The following is a 16,333-nucleotide window of genomic DNA, read 5'->3' on the forward strand; positions in this document are numbered from 1 at the left end:
CAGCTATCTTTTTTATTTTTGTATCTCTCTATAAAAAGAAAAGTCATCCATAGTTAGTTGTACTTGTTTCTCTACTTGTAATTCTTTACTTTCCCTCTCTAGCTTTCTCACATTTCCTAACTTAATCGCATCTTGCATGCTATTACTAATTAGATTTCCAGCTAAAATTGTCATACTATAAAAAGCAATCGGTATAAGTACAATCCATGTATGAGTAGTTAAATGACGGAAGTTTTGACCAATTAGGCCGGTCCATTCTTTTGTTACACTATCTGCCTCTGTACCAAAGATAATTGTTCCGCCAAAAAATAACTCTAACAAGCCAAGATGCAAGAGAAGTAATAAAGTACTCACAAATTGTTGAGCAACAAGTAAAAAAAATGATGGTAATACGTGTGGCCATACGTGATTTTTCACTCTATGCCATTTACTGCCCCCAAGCACAGTTGCTGCCATCATAAATTCTTCTCTTTTTATCCGACGGACTTCCTGCGCTGTATATAACATAATTGTTGGTACCGCTAAACATGTAAGGATAACCATTTGAAATATTACCCTTAAATGAAACGGCTCTGGTACTGTCCCATTTTCAAACACTAAAACTTCCTTTAACACAAAAAAAGAAATCATAACCATAGGTACAATGCTGAACGGATCAAAAAAAGATGCTATAACTGGAAAAGAACGTTTGCTATACATACCAAGAAGCAAACCAATACCTCCTCCAACTATAACTCGTAGAATCGCTATAATTACGCTCGCACCAACTGTCCATTTCGCTCCTTCTATTATTAGCTGGAAAAGATCGCGTCCTTTCTCATCACTACCGAACCAAAATTTATTCGACGGTGAAAATGGAGCAGCCTCTAGTTCTCCTTTTTCGTTATACATCATCGTAAGTTCACGGATATTCCCATCGAAAAATAAAGTATTTCCAATACTAACAATCATAAGTACGCTTAAAAAAGTAACACCAAACCAAAATCTCACATCTCTTTTTACAACTTGCCACATGCTAAACACGCTCCTTTATTACATTTTGTAAAAACGTATGTAATAAACGAAATAGTATAAAAAGCGGTACGTATAATATAATTAAACTTACTGTAAATATTTCTAATTTCGAATTTTCTTTTACAAAAACAAACATACCGTACGTATTAAATATCCATTCAATAATATATAAATTTGATAACATAAATAAAATATTTGTTTTTGCATAATAGATTGTTGTTAACAAAACATTTCTTGAAATATGATTTGTTAAAATATGTCGTAAACTAAGCCCTTTACTTTTAGCAAATATACTATAATCTTTCTCTAATTCTTCTCTGAAACGTAATAGTAGTAGCTTAATAAATAATAGTGTTGTAGGCAAAGTTAGACATATTATTGGCAATAGGCGAGCCCTTTCCTCCCCAATCCCCGCTAGTTTTACTGGCATAAAGCCTGTCTTTTGAAAGATTATTACGACTAGAAGTTGCGATAATAAAATTATTAAAATATCTGGGATGCTTTCAAGTACGACAAAAATCCCATTCCACATTCGTTGCTTTGATTGAGACCGTTGTAATACCCACACAACGAGAACATACGCAATAAGTAATGACAGTAAAAATGCCGAAATATATACAAACATTGTCTCTAAATAATGAATCCATATTTGCGGAAATAATTTCCTCGAATCTCGAAATCCATATGTAATTTCCCAAGGTTGGAGTAACTTTCCTCCAATAAACACAATCGTGTTCCAAAAACCAATTAAATCAATTTGTAATCCCTTAAATAATCGAGGGAGCGCACCTAAACAGATTATACATAGAATTGTAGCGAATAATTGTAAACAAGTAATCCCACACCACTTAGCAGTTCGCATCAACATAACTATCACCCCTTTAAAAAAGAATATTCAGAAAAAACAAACCTCTTCAACCATACCTTGAATTCGCTTTTTCCCACTTAGTAAAATAGCTTGGAATAAACACGTAACAAAAAATAATCAACCAAACACGATAAATCCCAAAAGTAATTTTTTAAAAGTTTCATTTAGGTATATATACCTAATCCCTTCTTTAAACTCTGTTATTAACATCTTCAAATTAACTTCTTTCCATTTTGTTCTACCATTTGGTAAACAAACTTTTTCTGGAATGGAGATTGTTTGAATCAAAATACCACTCATAATAAAAGTGAGCGTATTTACTAAAATGCTCCCGTAAATTCCAAAAGTTCAGTACACCATCGTTGCAATTCCTACACCAAATAAAGCATACAAACTATTTACCATTTGATTAATACCCGCTGCTGCACCATATTGGTCTGATTCAACTACTCCCTGTATCATCGATTGTTCTGATGGAGAGGAAAATTGTATACATGCATTTTCCAAAAATAAAAATATAAAGACAAGTATAATCATCCCGTAATAAAGCGAAATTAGGATTCCAATATTACAGAGCGAACAACATATGTTACTTACTGTACAAATACGTTGTCTATCAAATCGATCCACTACTGTCCCTACTAATAGAAAAAAGATTAATGCAGGTAATGCAATCATAATTTTTGTCATCGTTGCGTAAACTGGTTGTTTTCCGTATTGATCTAACAAGTAAAACATTAAAGAAATTCCAGCAATCATAGAACCGAGTCGCTCTAAAATATTTGCTAGAAAAAACGTGCATACACTTTGTTGCGAAATAACTGTAGCATTTCTTTCATACTTCGTATCCTTCCTCTCGACAAAATAGTATTATTTTAGTCATTTCTTGGAAGTTACATTATATTTTTCGACCATTATCCAATCTTTTCCTTCTTTATAAAAAACATAAAAAAGAGCCCCTATTTTCAAAACAAGGACTCTTTTCATAAAATAAAACTTTAATCAGCCCTCACCAATCGGGCTGCCTGGCAAATAGCGGGATAAACTATTTAGCTACCTCTTCTTTCGGCATTACCATACCTTTATAAAGTTGAACAGTTATCCAGTAATAGATGAAATAAATGACTAAGAATATCCCAATTGGCACCCACACTTTTACAAACGGGTCAACTAATATAAAGCTGAATAAGTTAAGCCCTACTAAAACGTGAGAAATGCCAATGATTGCTGGGAAGATAAATAAATATGAAATTTCTTTATATATACTTTTCGTTAGCATACTGCGTCTCACACCAATTTTTCGTAACATTTCATAACGGCGTACATCACGAGAAGCACCTGTTAATATTTTGAACATAAGGGAACTCGCCATCATTGCTAAAAAGGCAATTCCGAGGAAAAATCCCATAAACATTGTTCCGCTCATGAAGCTGTTCATAAACTGATAAATTGTCATTTTCGTAAATAAGTCTACCTTTTCACCTGTTGCTTTTTCAATTTGTGCTTTTTGTCTCTTGTCTATTTCGATCAATAACGGTTTATATTTTTTCATATCATCTACTTTTGCTAATGTTACAGTGTGTTCTGTTCCTTGAATTCCTTTATAATGCTCTTCGTCTGCAATTCTTACTGGTTTTCCGCTAAATTGATTATGCGTAATTTGTATCTCTCTTACAACTGCGTCTTCCCAATCCTTTGGCATACGAGGGAATTTTGCTAATTCAGGAGCCTCTAAAGCTGAATATACAGGTTCAGTTAAAGGTTCAGTCACACGTTTACGAACAGGCTCTTTTAACGTTTTTGTATCAAAATGGTCTGAAACAAGTGGTGGTTTCGCAGTTAAGTCGTTACGTAAATAATAAACCGCTTCTCCATCTACTTTATAGTTGTACTTGCTTTCTTCAACAATTTCCATTTCTTTTAAGGCAGCTTTGTCTTGATCATTCGGATCATGAATTACAACATCATATACACGAGAAAAGTCTGTCATAATACCTACATTTTTTTGGAAAGCCATACCTGCCGTCATCGCACCTGCGCCTAATGCAATTAACATCGCTACAGTACCTAATACTCTCGATAAACTATTTACTCGAAAGCGTAGCTGTGCATATGTAAAACTATTTAGACCAGTTTCATTTCGTTTTTTATTCCCCTTAATTTTCATCACAAAAAATGGGAGTAATGAACTAAAGATAAAATATGTTCCAAGTGTTGTAACGATGGTTGCTATAATAAAACCTAATTCAGCATATATTTTTACATTGATCATAAAATAGTACCCTATACTTACTAGTAATACACCAAGTACTGTCATTATAATAATGCGAGTTTTACTTTTCTTTACTTCATCTAGTGTTTCATCTTCACGAATTAACTCTAGTTCAGTTTTACGTAACAATCGGACACTGTTCATTAAGCCAGTAATGAAAAATAGTATTAAGAAGAAAATAGCTGTAACTAAAATTGCTGGTGTGTATACAGATGCATAACTACCTTTTGCTGAAATTTCCATTCCATTCATTAAAAAGTTTCCTGCTACACTTGCAAGTAACATCCCTACTAAAATACCGATAATAATACTGACAATACCCATACCGAATGTTTCAATAAATAATAACTGTGCTACTTTTTTCTTTTTTGCACCAAGCATCATGTACATACCGAGTTCTTTTCTTCTTAACGTGAGTAAGAAAGAGTTGGCATATATAATATAAAATACAGTAATGAAAGATAATAGTATTGCACCTACCCAAAAGACGAGTCTAATACTACTAATTAGGCTATTATCTTTCGTAAATTCGCTATTCATCGCCATCGTTTGGAACATATAGAAAATACTAATACTAATAACGAGGCCAATAAGTAAAACCATATAATCTTTTAACATTTTTTTCATACTATGACGTGATAATTTAAATAACATAGTTTCGCCCCCTACTTAGACTCAGCAGCTGAGCCCATATGAGCGAGCACACCTAAAATGTCTTGATAGAAATTCTCTCTAGTGCCTTGACGATTTAATTCTTTATAAAGAAGACCATCTTGAATAAATAAAATACGCTCACAATAACTTGCACTAAATGCATCATGTGTAACCATCAAAATACTTACATTGTGATTTTCATGTAAATCTTGCATTGCTTCTAATAAACTTTTTGCGTTTTTACTATCAAGCGCACCTGTCGGTTCATCTGCTAATACAATTGCTGGATTATGTACTAAAGCTCTTGCCGCCGCTGTTCTTTGCTTTTGTCCACCAGAAACAGCAGTTGGATATTTTGTTAAAATTTCAGTAATTCCTAATTTCTTCGCAACGTCATTTACCTTTCCAGTAATCTCACTTGATGGTACGCCTTGCAGAGAAAGTGGTAAAGCTATATTTTCATAAATTGATAAGTTTTCTAGTAGATTAAAATCTTGAAAAATGAAACCTAATTTTTGAGAGCGAAAATCAGATAACGCATTGCCCTTCATAGAAGTAATATTTGTACCAGCTATCGTCACACTACCACCTGTCGCTTGGTCAAGTGTACTTATCACATTAAGTAAAGTCGTTTTTCCAGACCCAGAAGGACCCATAATCCCGACAAATTCTCCTTCTTTAATACTTAACGATACACCCCTTAATGCTTTTGACTGATTCTCATTTCTTTTTCCATACGTTTTTTCTACACTTTCTACAGTAACTACATTTGTTGACATCTCTTTCACTCCATCCCTTTTGTATAAAATTAATTTCTCACATATTTCTTATTATTTTGTCATGTAAATCCTTAAGATTTTTTTAATTATTCATTCAATAAGAGTTACACCTGTAACATGAACCTATTTCCTACTTCATATTCTCATTTTTCTACAACTCGTTCCCTCGATTTCGCTTACATTTACCTTACATTTTTGTAAGATAAAAAAGAAAACACACTAATTTCTAATAGTGTGTTTTCTTTACAATCAATATTTTCTATTCTTTATTTCTTCTTCAATAGTTGCCACAAATACATCTAGTGCAATAACTTCTGACTTCTCTTCCCCATATTTACGTACATTTACAGCTCCGTTTTCCATTTCCTTATCTCCAATAACAAGAACATACGGTACTTTTTGCATTTGTGCTTCTCTTATTTTATATCCTAATTTTTCATCTCGTGCATCTTGTTCAACACGAACTCCAGCTTGTGCTAATTTAAGTGCAATCTCATTGGCATATTGTTCATGTACTGCATTTGAAACTGGAATTACTTTCACTTGAACTGGTGCCACCCATGCCGGGAACGCACCTCCAAAGTGCTCAATTAATATTGCTAAGAAGCGATCTAATGACCCTAAAACTGCCCTGTGAATAACAACTGGTCTTTTCTTTTCATTATTTTCATCTATATAATTTAAATCAAATTTCTCTGGCATTTGGAAATCAAGCTGGATTGTTCCGCACTGGTGACTTCTATTTAAAGCATCTTTAATATGAAAATCAATTTTCGGCCCGTAAAATGCACCGTCACCTTCATTTAGTCTATATTTATAATTTAGCGATTGTAATACATTTTCTAATGCTGCTTCTGCTTGCTCCCATAATTTATCATCACCCATTGAGTCTTCTGGACGAGTAGAAAGCTCTACTTCATATTCGAATCCAAAAGTTTTATATACGTAATCAATTTGCGCCATTACTGATTTAATTTCATCTTCAATTTGTTTTGGAGTTACAAATAAATGTGCATCATCTTGGCAGAAAGTACGTACTCTTAATAATCCGTTTAAGGCACCACTAAATTCATGGCGATGTACTTGACCAAATTCACACATACGAATCGGTAATTCACGATAAGAATGCAATTTATTTTTAAACATAAGCATGTGCCCTGGGCAGTTCATCGGTTTTAATGCAAAACTTTTATTATCTACTTCAGAGAAATACATATTATCTTTATAATGTCCCCAGTGCCCTGATCTCTCCCATACTTCTTGGTTCATCATGAACGGAGTGCGTACTTCTTGATAATTGTACTCTTTTTGAATTTCTCTTAAAAATGCTTCCAATTCGTTACGAATCATTTGTCCTTTCGGTAAATAAAATGGCATTCCCGGAGCCTCTTCAGAAAACATAAATAACTCAAGCTCACTGCCTAACTTACGATGATTTCTTTTTGCTGCTTCTTCAACGAAATGTAAATACTCTTCTAATTCTTTTTGAGAAGAGAATGCAACACCATATATGCGCTGAAGCACTTGGTTATTACTATCACCTCGCCAATATGCACCGGAAACGTGAGTTAATTGAAATGCTTTCAAATAACCTGTAAATGGTAAATGTGGTCCTCTACATAAATCTACAAATTCACCTTGTTTATATAGTGTTACACTTTCCCCACTAGGAATTGCTTCTAAAAGTTCTAATTTCAAGCGATCGTTCATTTCTTGAAACAGTTTTGCTGCTTCTTCTCGAGAAACCTCAACTCGTTCTATCTTTATATTTTCATTTATAATCTTTTTCATTTCTTTTTCTATTTTCCGTAAATCTTCTACGTTTACACTACTTGGAAGATCCATATCATAATAAAATCCATTTTCAATAACAGGCCCTACTCCAAGATTTATATCACCATACAATCTTTTTACAGCTTGCGCTAAAATATGTGCCGCAGAGTGTCTTGCAATTTCTACACCTTCATTTGAATCTATAGTAATGATTTCTACTTCCGCATTTTCTTCAATCTTTCGGCGTAAATCATATAATCCATCATTTACTTTCCCCACGACTGCTTTCTTTTTCAAACTACTGCTAATGGATCCCGCAATTTCTTCTAAAGTAACTCCATTTACAAATTCTTTCACGCTACCATCTGGAAATTTAATTTCAATCATTTGTTCTTTCATTTTTCATCTCTCCATTTCATAATAAAAAGCACACTCATCCCTAACATAGGGACGAGCGTGCTTTTACCCGTGGTTCCACCCAGATTCCCATCACAAAATGCAATGGCTTCTTTTACGGTAACGTCGTTTATACGGCACTAGATACTTAATTTCCCCAGTGCAGCTCTAAGGTGGTAAGTTATTTTTCTGCGTTAGGAAGTTCTCAGCTTTCCTTCCTTCTCTGTATAACCGGGTAAAATAACTCGTGTCCTTTTCTTCGCTTATTATGAAATTGAATGCAAAAAAGCATATTCATCCCTAAATATAGGGACGAATATGCTTATATCCGTGGTTCCACCCAGATTCCCATCACAAAAAACATAATGGCTTCTTTTGCGATAACGTCGCATACACGGCACTAGATACTTAATTTCCCTAGTTCAGCTCTAAGGTGGTAAGTTATTTTTCTGCGTTAGGAAGTTCTCAGCTTTCCTTCCTTCTCTGTATAACCGGGTAAAATAACTCGTGTCCTTTTCTTTGCTTTTTGTAAAACATCCATTTATTGTTATTTAATATATCTTATTCATTTTATTTTTGCAAGTGTTTAAAAAAATTATTTATTTAATTAAAAAAGTGAAACCAAATTTTTTTGGTTTCACTTCACAATTTTACCAATCTTGTGGTTCGTAATTTAAGTCTGCAAATAGACGTCTTTTCTCTTTCTTTGTTAAATCTCTCCACTGCCCAACCGGTAAATTATTCAATTCAATATTCATAATTCTCGTACGTTTTAACGTGTATACTTGATAACCTAAAGCTTCACACATACGGCGAATTTGACGATTTAGCCCTTGTGTTAAAATAATTTGGAACTCATATTTTGATAACTGTGTAACCTCACAAGGAAGCGTTTTTGTTCCTAAAATTTTAACACCCGCTGCCATTTTCTCTAAGAAATCAGGTGTAATTGGCTTATCTACTGAAACGATATATTCTTTCTCATGTTTGTTTTCAGCACGTAAAATTTCATTAACAATATCACCATCATTCGTTAACAAAATTAAACCGTCTGAGTCTTTATCAAGACGTCCAATGTGACTAATTCGTAAAGGATGGTTCACTAAATCGATAATATTACCTTTTACTGATTTTTCACTCGTACATGTAATACCTACTGGTTTATTTAAAGCGATATATACGTGATCTCGAGCAATTCGAAGCTGCTCTCCATTTACTCGTACATCATCACCTGGGTTCACTTGGTCACCAATTTTTGCAACCTTACCGTTAATAATTACTCTTCTCTCATTAATTAGTTTATCCGCTCCACGTCGAGACGCTTTTCCAGCTTCACTAATAAATTTATTGATACGCAAATTAGGCACATCCTTTTCTAAAAAAATTTCAAGCTCACACTGCTTCTACCGTACAATACAAAAGGGTAAGCCTCCTATTATAACTTAAATATATTAACATGAAAGGGTATATAACGTCTTCTATTAATTACTTGTTTATAAGAAAATATCTTTATTATACATTCATTTATACACTTTTTCAGCGTTTAATATACAAGCCATTCTTCCTTACATACAGCTTGTTTTCCTTTTATCTCTTCTATATCTTCATGAATATTAGCTAATTTATATAAATCTAGGAAAATCTCTTCCACATAATTTTGATGCGTCTGTTCATCTTTCCAATACGTTAACACTATGTAACGATTTTCATTTTTTAAAGACTTCCCAACTACTCCACCTAACATTCCTTTTGCTTTTTCCATTCCTTTATTCCAAATTGTTTCTTGCTTCTGTAAAAAATACTTTTCCTTTTCCACCTTTACATCACATATAGCAACTCTTACGAATGATCCTTCTGTAACAACGTCTTTCAAATGCGTATCAGTTATATCATACAACGTTTGAAATAATTCAATTTCACACGAAAGAAACGTATCCTCTTGATTACTATTTAAATAAATTGTATCGTGAGCACCATTCATAAATGATTGATATGTACTTCTATCTTCCCATAAAGTAAATACACATGCCTCATCTTCATACCATCCACCAAATTGTCCATGAAAACCATCTAGATGCCGTATATCACTCCATTTTTCTTGCGCATTTGAAAACAATTTCTTTTTCTCTTCTTCCACCTTACAGTAGATTGTTTTTAGTAACATTTTTAATTCCCCCTTTAGCATATAATTTATCTTCTTCTCACAATAATTAGTTCACATAATATTTTTATAATCACCCTAATACTCTTTATAGACATATAGAACTAATCATATTTATCACTACATCTATCAAAACATCTATCGAATTTAATTTCAAATGATTCAGAATAAAAAAAGATGTAACTCTTAATGAATTACATCTTTAGCTAATCTCCCTTATTCATCTTTTTCTCAAATAAATAATACGTAATTTCTCCCGGATAATGTACTACTGCTACCTTCCTTTCCCCTTTTTTAAAACTAACAGTATGCCCGTTTTCCCCTAAGTTCTCCCATCCATTTGCTTTTGTAATAGGCATTACACTTATATATTGATAGTCCTCTTCATTATCATCGTTAATATAGATTGCTGACATTGGCACTGGAAAATCTTTAATTTTAGATTCTTTGTCTACATATATGAGTGCAAATAAACCAACTAATAACATAGCCATTGAAATACTTAAAACCAGTTTTCTTCTATTCATTTTCACTAAAAACCCTCTCTTCTCGCATATAACTTTCATCATTTTACTAAATTTAATTATTCATGTATAGAAAAGACATAATTCAAATTATTTCTAACCTATTTTCTCTACTTTAAACAACATTATTGTTATATATTATAATTATAAGTTTTTAAATTTTGGAGGCGTTACATATTGCAGAAATTACTTTTTACTAAATGGACAGTTGTTATTTCTATTTTCATCATTTTCGGTACGATTTTCTATGTTACTAATGTTAAAAATAACAACGAAAAAGCAACTGTAGAAACAGCGGAGACAAAAACTTTCAAAACGAAATTACAACCTAAAATTCATGAATTGACTACTCATTATAATGACATCATCGAAAAAGATTGGTTACCTGCCTGGGAAGAGATTAACACGAATGGAGATTCAGTAGATCGAAATAAACTATTAGTTACAATGAGTGCTGTTTCCAAACAGTACGAAACAATTATGAACGAAATAGACACGCTTAAAATTGAAGAAAACATAACAGATATAGATATACAAAAACAACTACTTCAATTCACAACTCAGTTTAAATCCGCATCAAATTTCATGAAAAATGCAGCAAATTTGATTATAGACGGAGCAAATAACTCTACTTCAACCAATGAAACTATTGAAAAAACAAAACAAGCTTTAGGACTTGCGGATCAACATATTGTCATCGCTTTATCTACTTTAAATGAAGTTGAAGATAAATTAGGACTTACAAAAAAATAAAACTATTTACTATTTTAAAATAAAAAATGATTGCAATTCACAATTTGTATGTCTATAATGTTTTTATTGATTTACAATCAATGTGTTTATAAATTTTATAATTCGGATGAACCATTCAGGAGAAGGTCTATTGATCTACCGACGGGGCAAAAAGTTGTTATACCAACTTTGAAACTCTCAGGTCTTGGTTACAAGTAGAACTGCATGGGGACGAATCTCTGGAGAGACTCCCTCTCGCTTTCATAGAGCGCGGAGGAAAACGAGCACCGAAGGAGCAAATCCGCTACTTTAGCGGATAATCTCTCAGGTAAAAGGACAGAGACAAGCGAAAGAAAAAGCCGATTGTATCGGTTTATTTTTCTATCCCTTGTTTCTCCAGAGACCATTTCATTTACTTGAAGTGGTTTTTATTTTTTCTAAAAAAGGAGAATAAAGATGGAGACAGTAAGTAAAGTATTAGAACAACTAAATCAATACGTGTGGGGATTACCAACTTTGTTGCTACTCGTTGGAACAGGTATCATTCTCACAGTGCGTTTGAAAGGTTTACAGTTTAGTAAACTATTATACGCTCACAAACTAGCGTTTAAAAAATCAGAAGATACTTCTTCTTCTGGAGATATTAGTCACTTCCAAGCACTCATGACAGCTATGGCCGCAACGATTGGTATGGGTAATATAGCCGGTGTTGCAACAGCGGTTACAATTGGTGGTCCTGGTGCAATATTTTGGATGTGGATTACCGCTTTATTCGGTATGGCAACAAAATATGCAGAGGCAATACTTGCAGTGAAATATCGTGTTAGTAATGAAAATGGTGAATATTCAGGTGGACCAATGTATTATTTAGAGCGTGGTTTAGGTAAGAAATGGCTTGCTATATTATTCGCTATATTTGGTACAACTGCTTCTTTCGGTATTGGTAATATGGTGCAATCTAACTCAGTTGCAGAGGCAATGCGAATTAATTTCTCTTTCCCTCCTGCTTTAACTGGTATAGTAATGTCATTTTTAATCGCAATTGTTATTTTAGGCGGTGTAAAAAAAATCGGGAAAGTGACGGGATATGTCGTTCCTATTAAAGCTTTCTTTTATATAATTGCTGGTCTTATAATTATTTTCTATCACTACGACCAAATTCCAGAAGCATTTTCACTTATTTTTTCTGGTGCATTTAATGGTACAGCAGCTGCTGGTGGTTTTATTGGGGCAACAGTTGCATCAGCTATCCAAATCGGAATGGCGCGTGGTGTATTTGCGAACGAAGCTGGTTTAGGGAGTGCACCAATTGCGGCGGCGGCGGCAAAAACCGATTCGCCTGCAAAGCAAGCTTTAGTTTCAATGACTGGTACTTTTCTAGATACGTTTATTGTATGTACAATTACAGGACTAGTATTAATTACTACAGGCGCTTGGAAATCAGGTAAAACTGGTGTTGAGGCTACAACACTTGCATTCCAATCTGTATTCGGTACTGCTGGTAGTATGATTCTCGGTATCGCAATTATTTTATTTGCCTACTCTACTATTTTAGGCTGGTCGTATTATGGAGAAAAATGTGTAGCTTATTTATTCGGAGAAAGTGCAGTTAAATATTATAAAGCAATCTTTATTTTCATGATTGCAATTGGTGCTAATTTAAAGCTAGGAATCGTATGGACATTTGCTGATATTGCAAATGGACTTATGGCAATTCCAAACTTGATTGGTCTGATTGGATTAAGTAGTATTGTTGTTGCTGAAACGAATCGCTTTTTACAAGCAGAGAAATTGAAAGAAAATAATAAAAAACAGGCAAGTTAATCTATGAAAAAAGGAATGACTCATACATGATGAGCATTCCTTTTTTCATCCCTTCTTTTACTTAATTACTATCATTAAAAATATATTTATATCAATATTTACTCCTTTTTATTCCTCCAAAAGTTTTTCACATAAATGTCATAAATCGTATGGTCTAACTATATAGTTGAAAAGGAATGCGACATTAAAGTGTCGCTGAAAAACTCATCCAAGAAAAGGGAGGAAAAATCTTTTGAAAAACAAAATCATTGTTTTCCTATCTGTTTTATCATTTATTATTGGTGGTTTCTTCTTTAACACGAATACTTCAAGTGCTGAAACATCATCTACTGATTATGTTCCTAACCAATTAATCGTTAAGTTCAAACAAAATGCATCTTTAAGTAATGTGCAATCTTTTCATAAATCTGTCGGAGCTAATGTCTTATCTAAAGATGATAAGTTAGGTTTTGAAGTCGTACAATTTTCAAAAGGTACTGTAAAAGAAAAAATAAAGAGTTATAAAAATAATCCAGATGTGGAATATGCAGAACCAAATTATTACGTTCACGCCTTTTGGACTCCAAACGACCCATATTTTAATAATCAATATGGATTACAAAAGATTCAAGCTCCACAAGCTTGGGATAGCCAACGAAGTGATCCGGGTGTAAAAGTAGCTATTATTGATACAGGAGTTCAAGGCTCACACCCTGATCTGGCTTCGAAAGTAATTTACGGGCATGATTATGTTGATAACGACAATACATCTGATGATGGTAATGGTCATGGTACACATTGCGCTGGAATTACTGGAGCACTTACGAATAACAGCGTCGGAATTGCTGGTGTTGCCCCACAAACTTCAATTTATGCTGTCCGCGTATTAGATAATCAAGGAAGTGGTACTCTTGATGCTGTAGCGCAAGGTATTCGAGAAGCTGCTGATTCGGGTGCAAAAGTAATTAGTTTAAGTTTAGGAGCTCCAAATGGTGGTACAGCATTACAACAAGCCGTTCAATATGCATGGAATAAAGGCTCTGTTATAGTTGCAGCTGCTGGAAATGCTGGAAATACAAAAGCTAATTACCCTGCTTATTACAGCGAAGTAATTGCAGTTGGTTCTACAGATCAATCAGATAGAAAATCTTCATTCTCTACTTATGGTAGCTGGGTAGATGTTGCAGCACCAGGTTCAAATATATATTCAACATATAAAGGAAGCACGTATCAATCATTAAGTGGTACATCTATGGCAACACCTCATGTTGCAGGAGTCGCTGCTCTTTTAGCAAATCAAGGATATAGTAATACACAAATTCGCCAAATTATTGAGTCAACTTCTGATAAAATTAGTGGTACAGGTACGTACTGGAAAAACGGTAGAGTCAATGCATATAAGGCTGTACAATACGCTAAGCAATTACAAGAAAATAAAGCTTCTTAAGAAAACTTTAATCAGTCGATCTACCATGAATGCGGAATAAAATAGAAGGAGAGACTTCTATAATTAAAGCCTCTCCTTCTTACAAACTATATTACTCTCCCTGCTTTTTAACCATATGTAAATACAGTACAAAATCCATCATTGTCGACGAATGACCAAGTTGACGGATCATCGCTGTTATATTTCCTCTATGATATGTACCATGATTTACGACATGTTGCACTAATTCTAAAATCGAAGTTTCTAATTTCCCTACATATGGATTCTCAATAACAAATACAGCATTCACATCTTGTATTGTAATTAAAAAATCTTTATATTGATTTGCCATGTTTTCAAACATTTTTTCTAATTCATGTAACGATTTAGTTTCAATTTGTTTTCGTAAATCTTCTCGGTCTTGTATTGCTTCATTCATACTTTTACCATGCAATATATGTAACCACACTTGATCTGTAATATAAATATGCACAAAAGTATCCTTAATGGATGGGAATACACTCTGTATCTGCTCATTAAAAATCGTCTCATAGTTTGGTAACTCTTTTAATCGATTGAATAATCTTGTATTGGCCCAAGCATGATAATCACACTGTTTTAATATATAATCTTTCAATTTATATTACCTCCTTATTGTATGAAACGAATGGTTTGTTTCTTCATTTCTGATTCTCTATCAGCCTTTGCAATCCCTTTTTCTTTCATTTCATGCTTATTTATCGTTTTATATTTTACATACGTATAAAATTCCGTTTGAAATGGAAATGGTGTAATCCGAATTGTTTCCTCGTCCACCCATTCAGCTTGAATAAGTTTCTCCTCTTCACTATTAAACATTTCTGTTCCTTCAAAACCATCTTTAAATAAATCAATTTCATCTTTCTTTTTGACACCAGGCTTATTCATACATACGTATAAAGAAAGTTCATCACAAAACTTTAATAATTTATAATGTTTATCGAACATCGCAAACTGTTCTTTTGTTAACGTTTTCAAGATTCTTTTTTGTCGTTCTAATTCATGTTTATAAAATGACATCATCTCTTCATCTTCCTCGTTTAGTGGAAATGATAAAAAATGTTTACTACAAAGCAATGCCCCGTATGGATTAGAATTTTCAATTTCATTCAAACCAATCGTATAAAAAACAAAACGTAATGGGCTTGGACAATCCATAAATGTATATGGAATATTTTTAGCATCATTCAAAATTGGTACTTTATCAAGCTCTATCCATCCTCTGTCATGCTCATATATTGCATCAACTGTTTCTTTTAAATATGTTTTACTTTCAAAAAAGTCTTCTTTTATATGTTTTGCAATCTCTCCAGCTAAAAAACCATGGTCATGTTGACGAATTAATATACTTTCCTTCTCATTTTTTTCACGAAAAATCATTCATATACTCCCCCTCATCCTCATACTAAAGCTTTTTATATGCATCGATTCTTAATTAATCCCTAAATAATAGAAGGGATTCAGTCTCTTGCAACGAAATTAACATAATTATATAGTATTCTATCTAATCATAGTGATAGCTTTATCTTTACTATCTATTATACTAAAACATTCATTCCAAAAATTTTTTTATGAGGTGAAAACATGAACAAAACAGAATTAATTAAAAACGTAGCTCAATCAGCTGATATTTCTCAAAAGGACGCTTCTGCAGCTGTACAATCCGTATTTGACACAATTGCTAATGCATTACAATCTGGAGATAAAGTTCAACTAATCGGTTTTGGAACTTTTGAAGTGCGCGAAAGATCTGCTCGTACAGGACGTAATCCGCAAACTGGCGAAGAAATTCAAATCGCCGCTGGTAAAGTTCCTGCATTTAAAGCAGGTAAAGAATTAAAAGAAGCTGTTAAATAAACAAGAAACCAGCCATTTTATAGGCTGGTTTCTTG

At 33.3% G+C, this 16,333-nt stretch carries 14 protein-coding genes, 1 pseudogene, 1 riboswitch and 2 other annotated features; of the genes and pseudogenes, 4 read left to right on the plus strand and 11 right to left on the minus strand.

What is annotated here, in order from left to right; all coding sequences use genetic code 11:
- Nucleotides 1-12: 12 nt before the first annotated feature.
- The 9 genes and pseudogenes from ACUN13_RS12410 to ACUN13_RS12450 all read right to left on the minus strand — a co-directional run bounded on the left by ACUN13_RS12410 (nt 13) and on the right by ACUN13_RS12450 (nt 10,486).
- Complete coding sequence (locus ACUN13_RS12410; RefSeq protein WP_000267877.1) at nt 13-1,014, minus strand: ABC transporter permease subunit; 1,002 nt, start codon at nt 1,012-1,014, stop codon at nt 13-15.
- A gap of 1 nt (nt 1,015) precedes the next feature.
- The gene (locus ACUN13_RS12415) at nt 1,016-1,882 is read right to left on the minus strand and encodes an ABC transporter permease subunit (RefSeq protein WP_445423803.1); all 867 of its coding nucleotides are present in this window, start codon (nt 1,880-1,882) and stop codon (nt 1,016-1,018) included.
- Nucleotides 1,883-2,002: 120 nt separating this feature from the next.
- A pseudogene (locus tag ACUN13_RS12420) lies at nt 2,003-2,721 on the minus strand (MFS transporter); the annotation flags it as partial.
- Nucleotides 2,722-2,927: 206 nt separating this feature from the next.
- A complete protein-coding gene (locus ACUN13_RS12425) occupies nt 2,928-4,808 on the minus strand; it encodes an FtsX-like permease family protein (protein ID WP_063245809.1) in 1,881 nt (626 codons plus the stop codon).
- 11 nt (nt 4,809-4,819) lie between these two features.
- Nucleotides 4,820-5,587, minus strand: a complete 768-nt coding sequence (locus tag ACUN13_RS12430) for an ABC transporter ATP-binding protein (protein ID WP_000106426.1) — start codon at nt 5,585-5,587, stop codon at nt 4,820-4,822.
- 249 nt (nt 5,588-5,836) lie between these two features.
- Nucleotides 5,837-7,759: a threonine--tRNA ligase gene (thrS, locus tag ACUN13_RS12435; RefSeq protein ID WP_098771458.1), complete on the minus strand. Its 1,923-nt coding sequence runs from the start codon at nt 7,757-7,759 to the stop codon at nt 5,837-5,839.
- 44 nt (nt 7,760-7,803) lie between these two features.
- Nucleotides 7,804-8,025 (minus strand) — a binding site (T-box leader).
- Nucleotides 8,026-8,061: 36 nt separating this feature from the next.
- Nucleotides 8,062-8,285 (minus strand) — a binding site (T-box leader).
- Between the two features lie 121 nt (nt 8,286-8,406).
- Complete coding sequence (gene rluF, locus ACUN13_RS12440) at nt 8,407-9,114, minus strand: 23S rRNA pseudouridine(2604) synthase RluF (protein WP_001222171.1); 708 nt, start codon at nt 9,112-9,114, stop codon at nt 8,407-8,409.
- Between the two features lie 185 nt (nt 9,115-9,299).
- Entirely contained in the window at nt 9,300-9,920 is a 621-nt protein-coding gene (locus tag ACUN13_RS12445) for a YdbC family protein (protein WP_137396827.1), read from the minus strand.
- 203 nt (nt 9,921-10,123) lie between these two features.
- Entirely contained in the window at nt 10,124-10,486 is a 363-nt protein-coding gene (locus ACUN13_RS12450) for a hypothetical protein (RefSeq protein WP_127063937.1), read from the minus strand.
- A 132-nt stretch (nt 10,487-10,618) separates the two neighbouring features.
- Here ACUN13_RS12450 and ACUN13_RS12455 point away from each other — a divergent pair, with 132 nt between their 5' ends.
- The 3 genes from ACUN13_RS12455 to ACUN13_RS12465 all read left to right on the plus strand — a co-directional run bounded on the left by ACUN13_RS12455 (nt 10,619) and on the right by ACUN13_RS12465 (nt 14,423).
- On the plus strand, nt 10,619-11,194 hold the full coding sequence (locus ACUN13_RS12455; RefSeq protein ID WP_033696325.1) for a hypothetical protein: 576 nt from the start codon (nt 10,619-10,621) through the stop codon (nt 11,192-11,194).
- A 208-nt stretch (nt 11,195-11,402) separates the two neighbouring features.
- Nucleotides 11,403-11,523, plus strand: a riboswitch (glycine riboswitch).
- A gap of 106 nt (nt 11,524-11,629) precedes the next feature.
- The gene (locus ACUN13_RS12460) at nt 11,630-12,997 is read left to right on the plus strand and encodes an alanine/glycine:cation symporter family protein (RefSeq protein ID WP_000451037.1); all 1,368 of its coding nucleotides are present in this window, start codon (nt 11,630-11,632) and stop codon (nt 12,995-12,997) included.
- Between the two features lie 232 nt (nt 12,998-13,229).
- Nucleotides 13,230-14,423 carry a S8 family peptidase gene (locus ACUN13_RS12465; RefSeq protein WP_000790938.1) on the plus strand — a complete coding sequence of 398 codons (1,194 nt, stop codon included), beginning with the start codon at nt 13,230-13,232 and terminating at the stop codon, nt 14,421-14,423.
- Between the two features lie 91 nt (nt 14,424-14,514).
- On the opposite strand, the gene ACUN13_RS12470 is transcribed toward ACUN13_RS12465, so the two are convergent.
- Both ACUN13_RS12470 and ACUN13_RS12475 read right to left on the minus strand, forming a co-directional pair.
- Nucleotides 14,515-15,039, minus strand: a complete 525-nt coding sequence (locus tag ACUN13_RS12470) for a DinB family protein (protein ID WP_000656267.1) — start codon at nt 15,037-15,039, stop codon at nt 14,515-14,517.
- 14 nt (nt 15,040-15,053) lie between these two features.
- Nucleotides 15,054-15,821 carry a DUF3891 family protein gene (locus ACUN13_RS12475; protein ID WP_000577296.1) on the minus strand — a complete coding sequence of 256 codons (768 nt, stop codon included), beginning with the start codon at nt 15,819-15,821 and terminating at the stop codon, nt 15,054-15,056.
- A 204-nt stretch (nt 15,822-16,025) separates the two neighbouring features.
- Here ACUN13_RS12475 and ACUN13_RS12480 point away from each other — a divergent pair, with 204 nt between their 5' ends.
- Nucleotides 16,026-16,298 (plus strand): HU family DNA-binding protein, encoded by a 273-nt coding sequence (locus ACUN13_RS12480; protein WP_001043905.1) that lies wholly within the window; start codon nt 16,026-16,028, stop codon nt 16,296-16,298.
- Nucleotides 16,299-16,333 lie beyond the last annotated feature (35 nt).

It is taken from the genome of Bacillus cereus group sp. Bce041 (assembly GCF_052646455.1).

Coding starts and splice junctions, on each gene's coding strand:
- ACUN13_RS12410 (WP_000267877.1), bottom strand. CDS start 1,014: ATGTGGCAAGTTGTAAAAAGAGATGTGAGATTTTGGTTTGGTGTTACT.
- ACUN13_RS12415 (WP_445423803.1), bottom strand. CDS start 1,882: ATGTTGATGCGAACTGCTAAGTGGTGTGGGATTACTTGTTTACAATTA.
- ACUN13_RS12425 (WP_063245809.1), bottom strand. CDS start 4,808: ATGTTATTTAAATTATCACGTCATAGTATGAAAAAAATGTTAAAAGAT.
- ACUN13_RS12430 (WP_000106426.1), bottom strand. CDS start 5,587: ATGTCAACAAATGTAGTTACTGTAGAAAGTGTAGAAAAAACGTATGGA.
- thrS (WP_098771458.1), bottom strand. CDS start 7,759: ATGAAAGAACAAATGATTGAAATTAAATTTCCAGATGGTAGCGTGAAA.
- ACUN13_RS12445 (WP_137396827.1), bottom strand. CDS start 9,920: ATGTTACTAAAAACAATCTACTGTAAGGTGGAAGAAGAGAAAAAGAAA.
- ACUN13_RS12450 (WP_127063937.1), bottom strand. CDS start 10,486: ATGATGAAAGTTATATGCGAGAAGAGAGGGTTTTTAGTGAAAATGAAT.
- ACUN13_RS12460 (WP_000451037.1), top strand. CDS start 11,630: ATGGAGACAGTAAGTAAAGTATTAGAACAACTAAATCAATACGTGTGG.
- ACUN13_RS12475 (WP_000577296.1), bottom strand. CDS start 15,821: ATGATTTTTCGTGAAAAAAATGAGAAGGAAAGTATATTAATTCGTCAA.
- ACUN13_RS12480 (WP_001043905.1), top strand. CDS start 16,026: ATGAACAAAACAGAATTAATTAAAAACGTAGCTCAATCAGCTGATATT.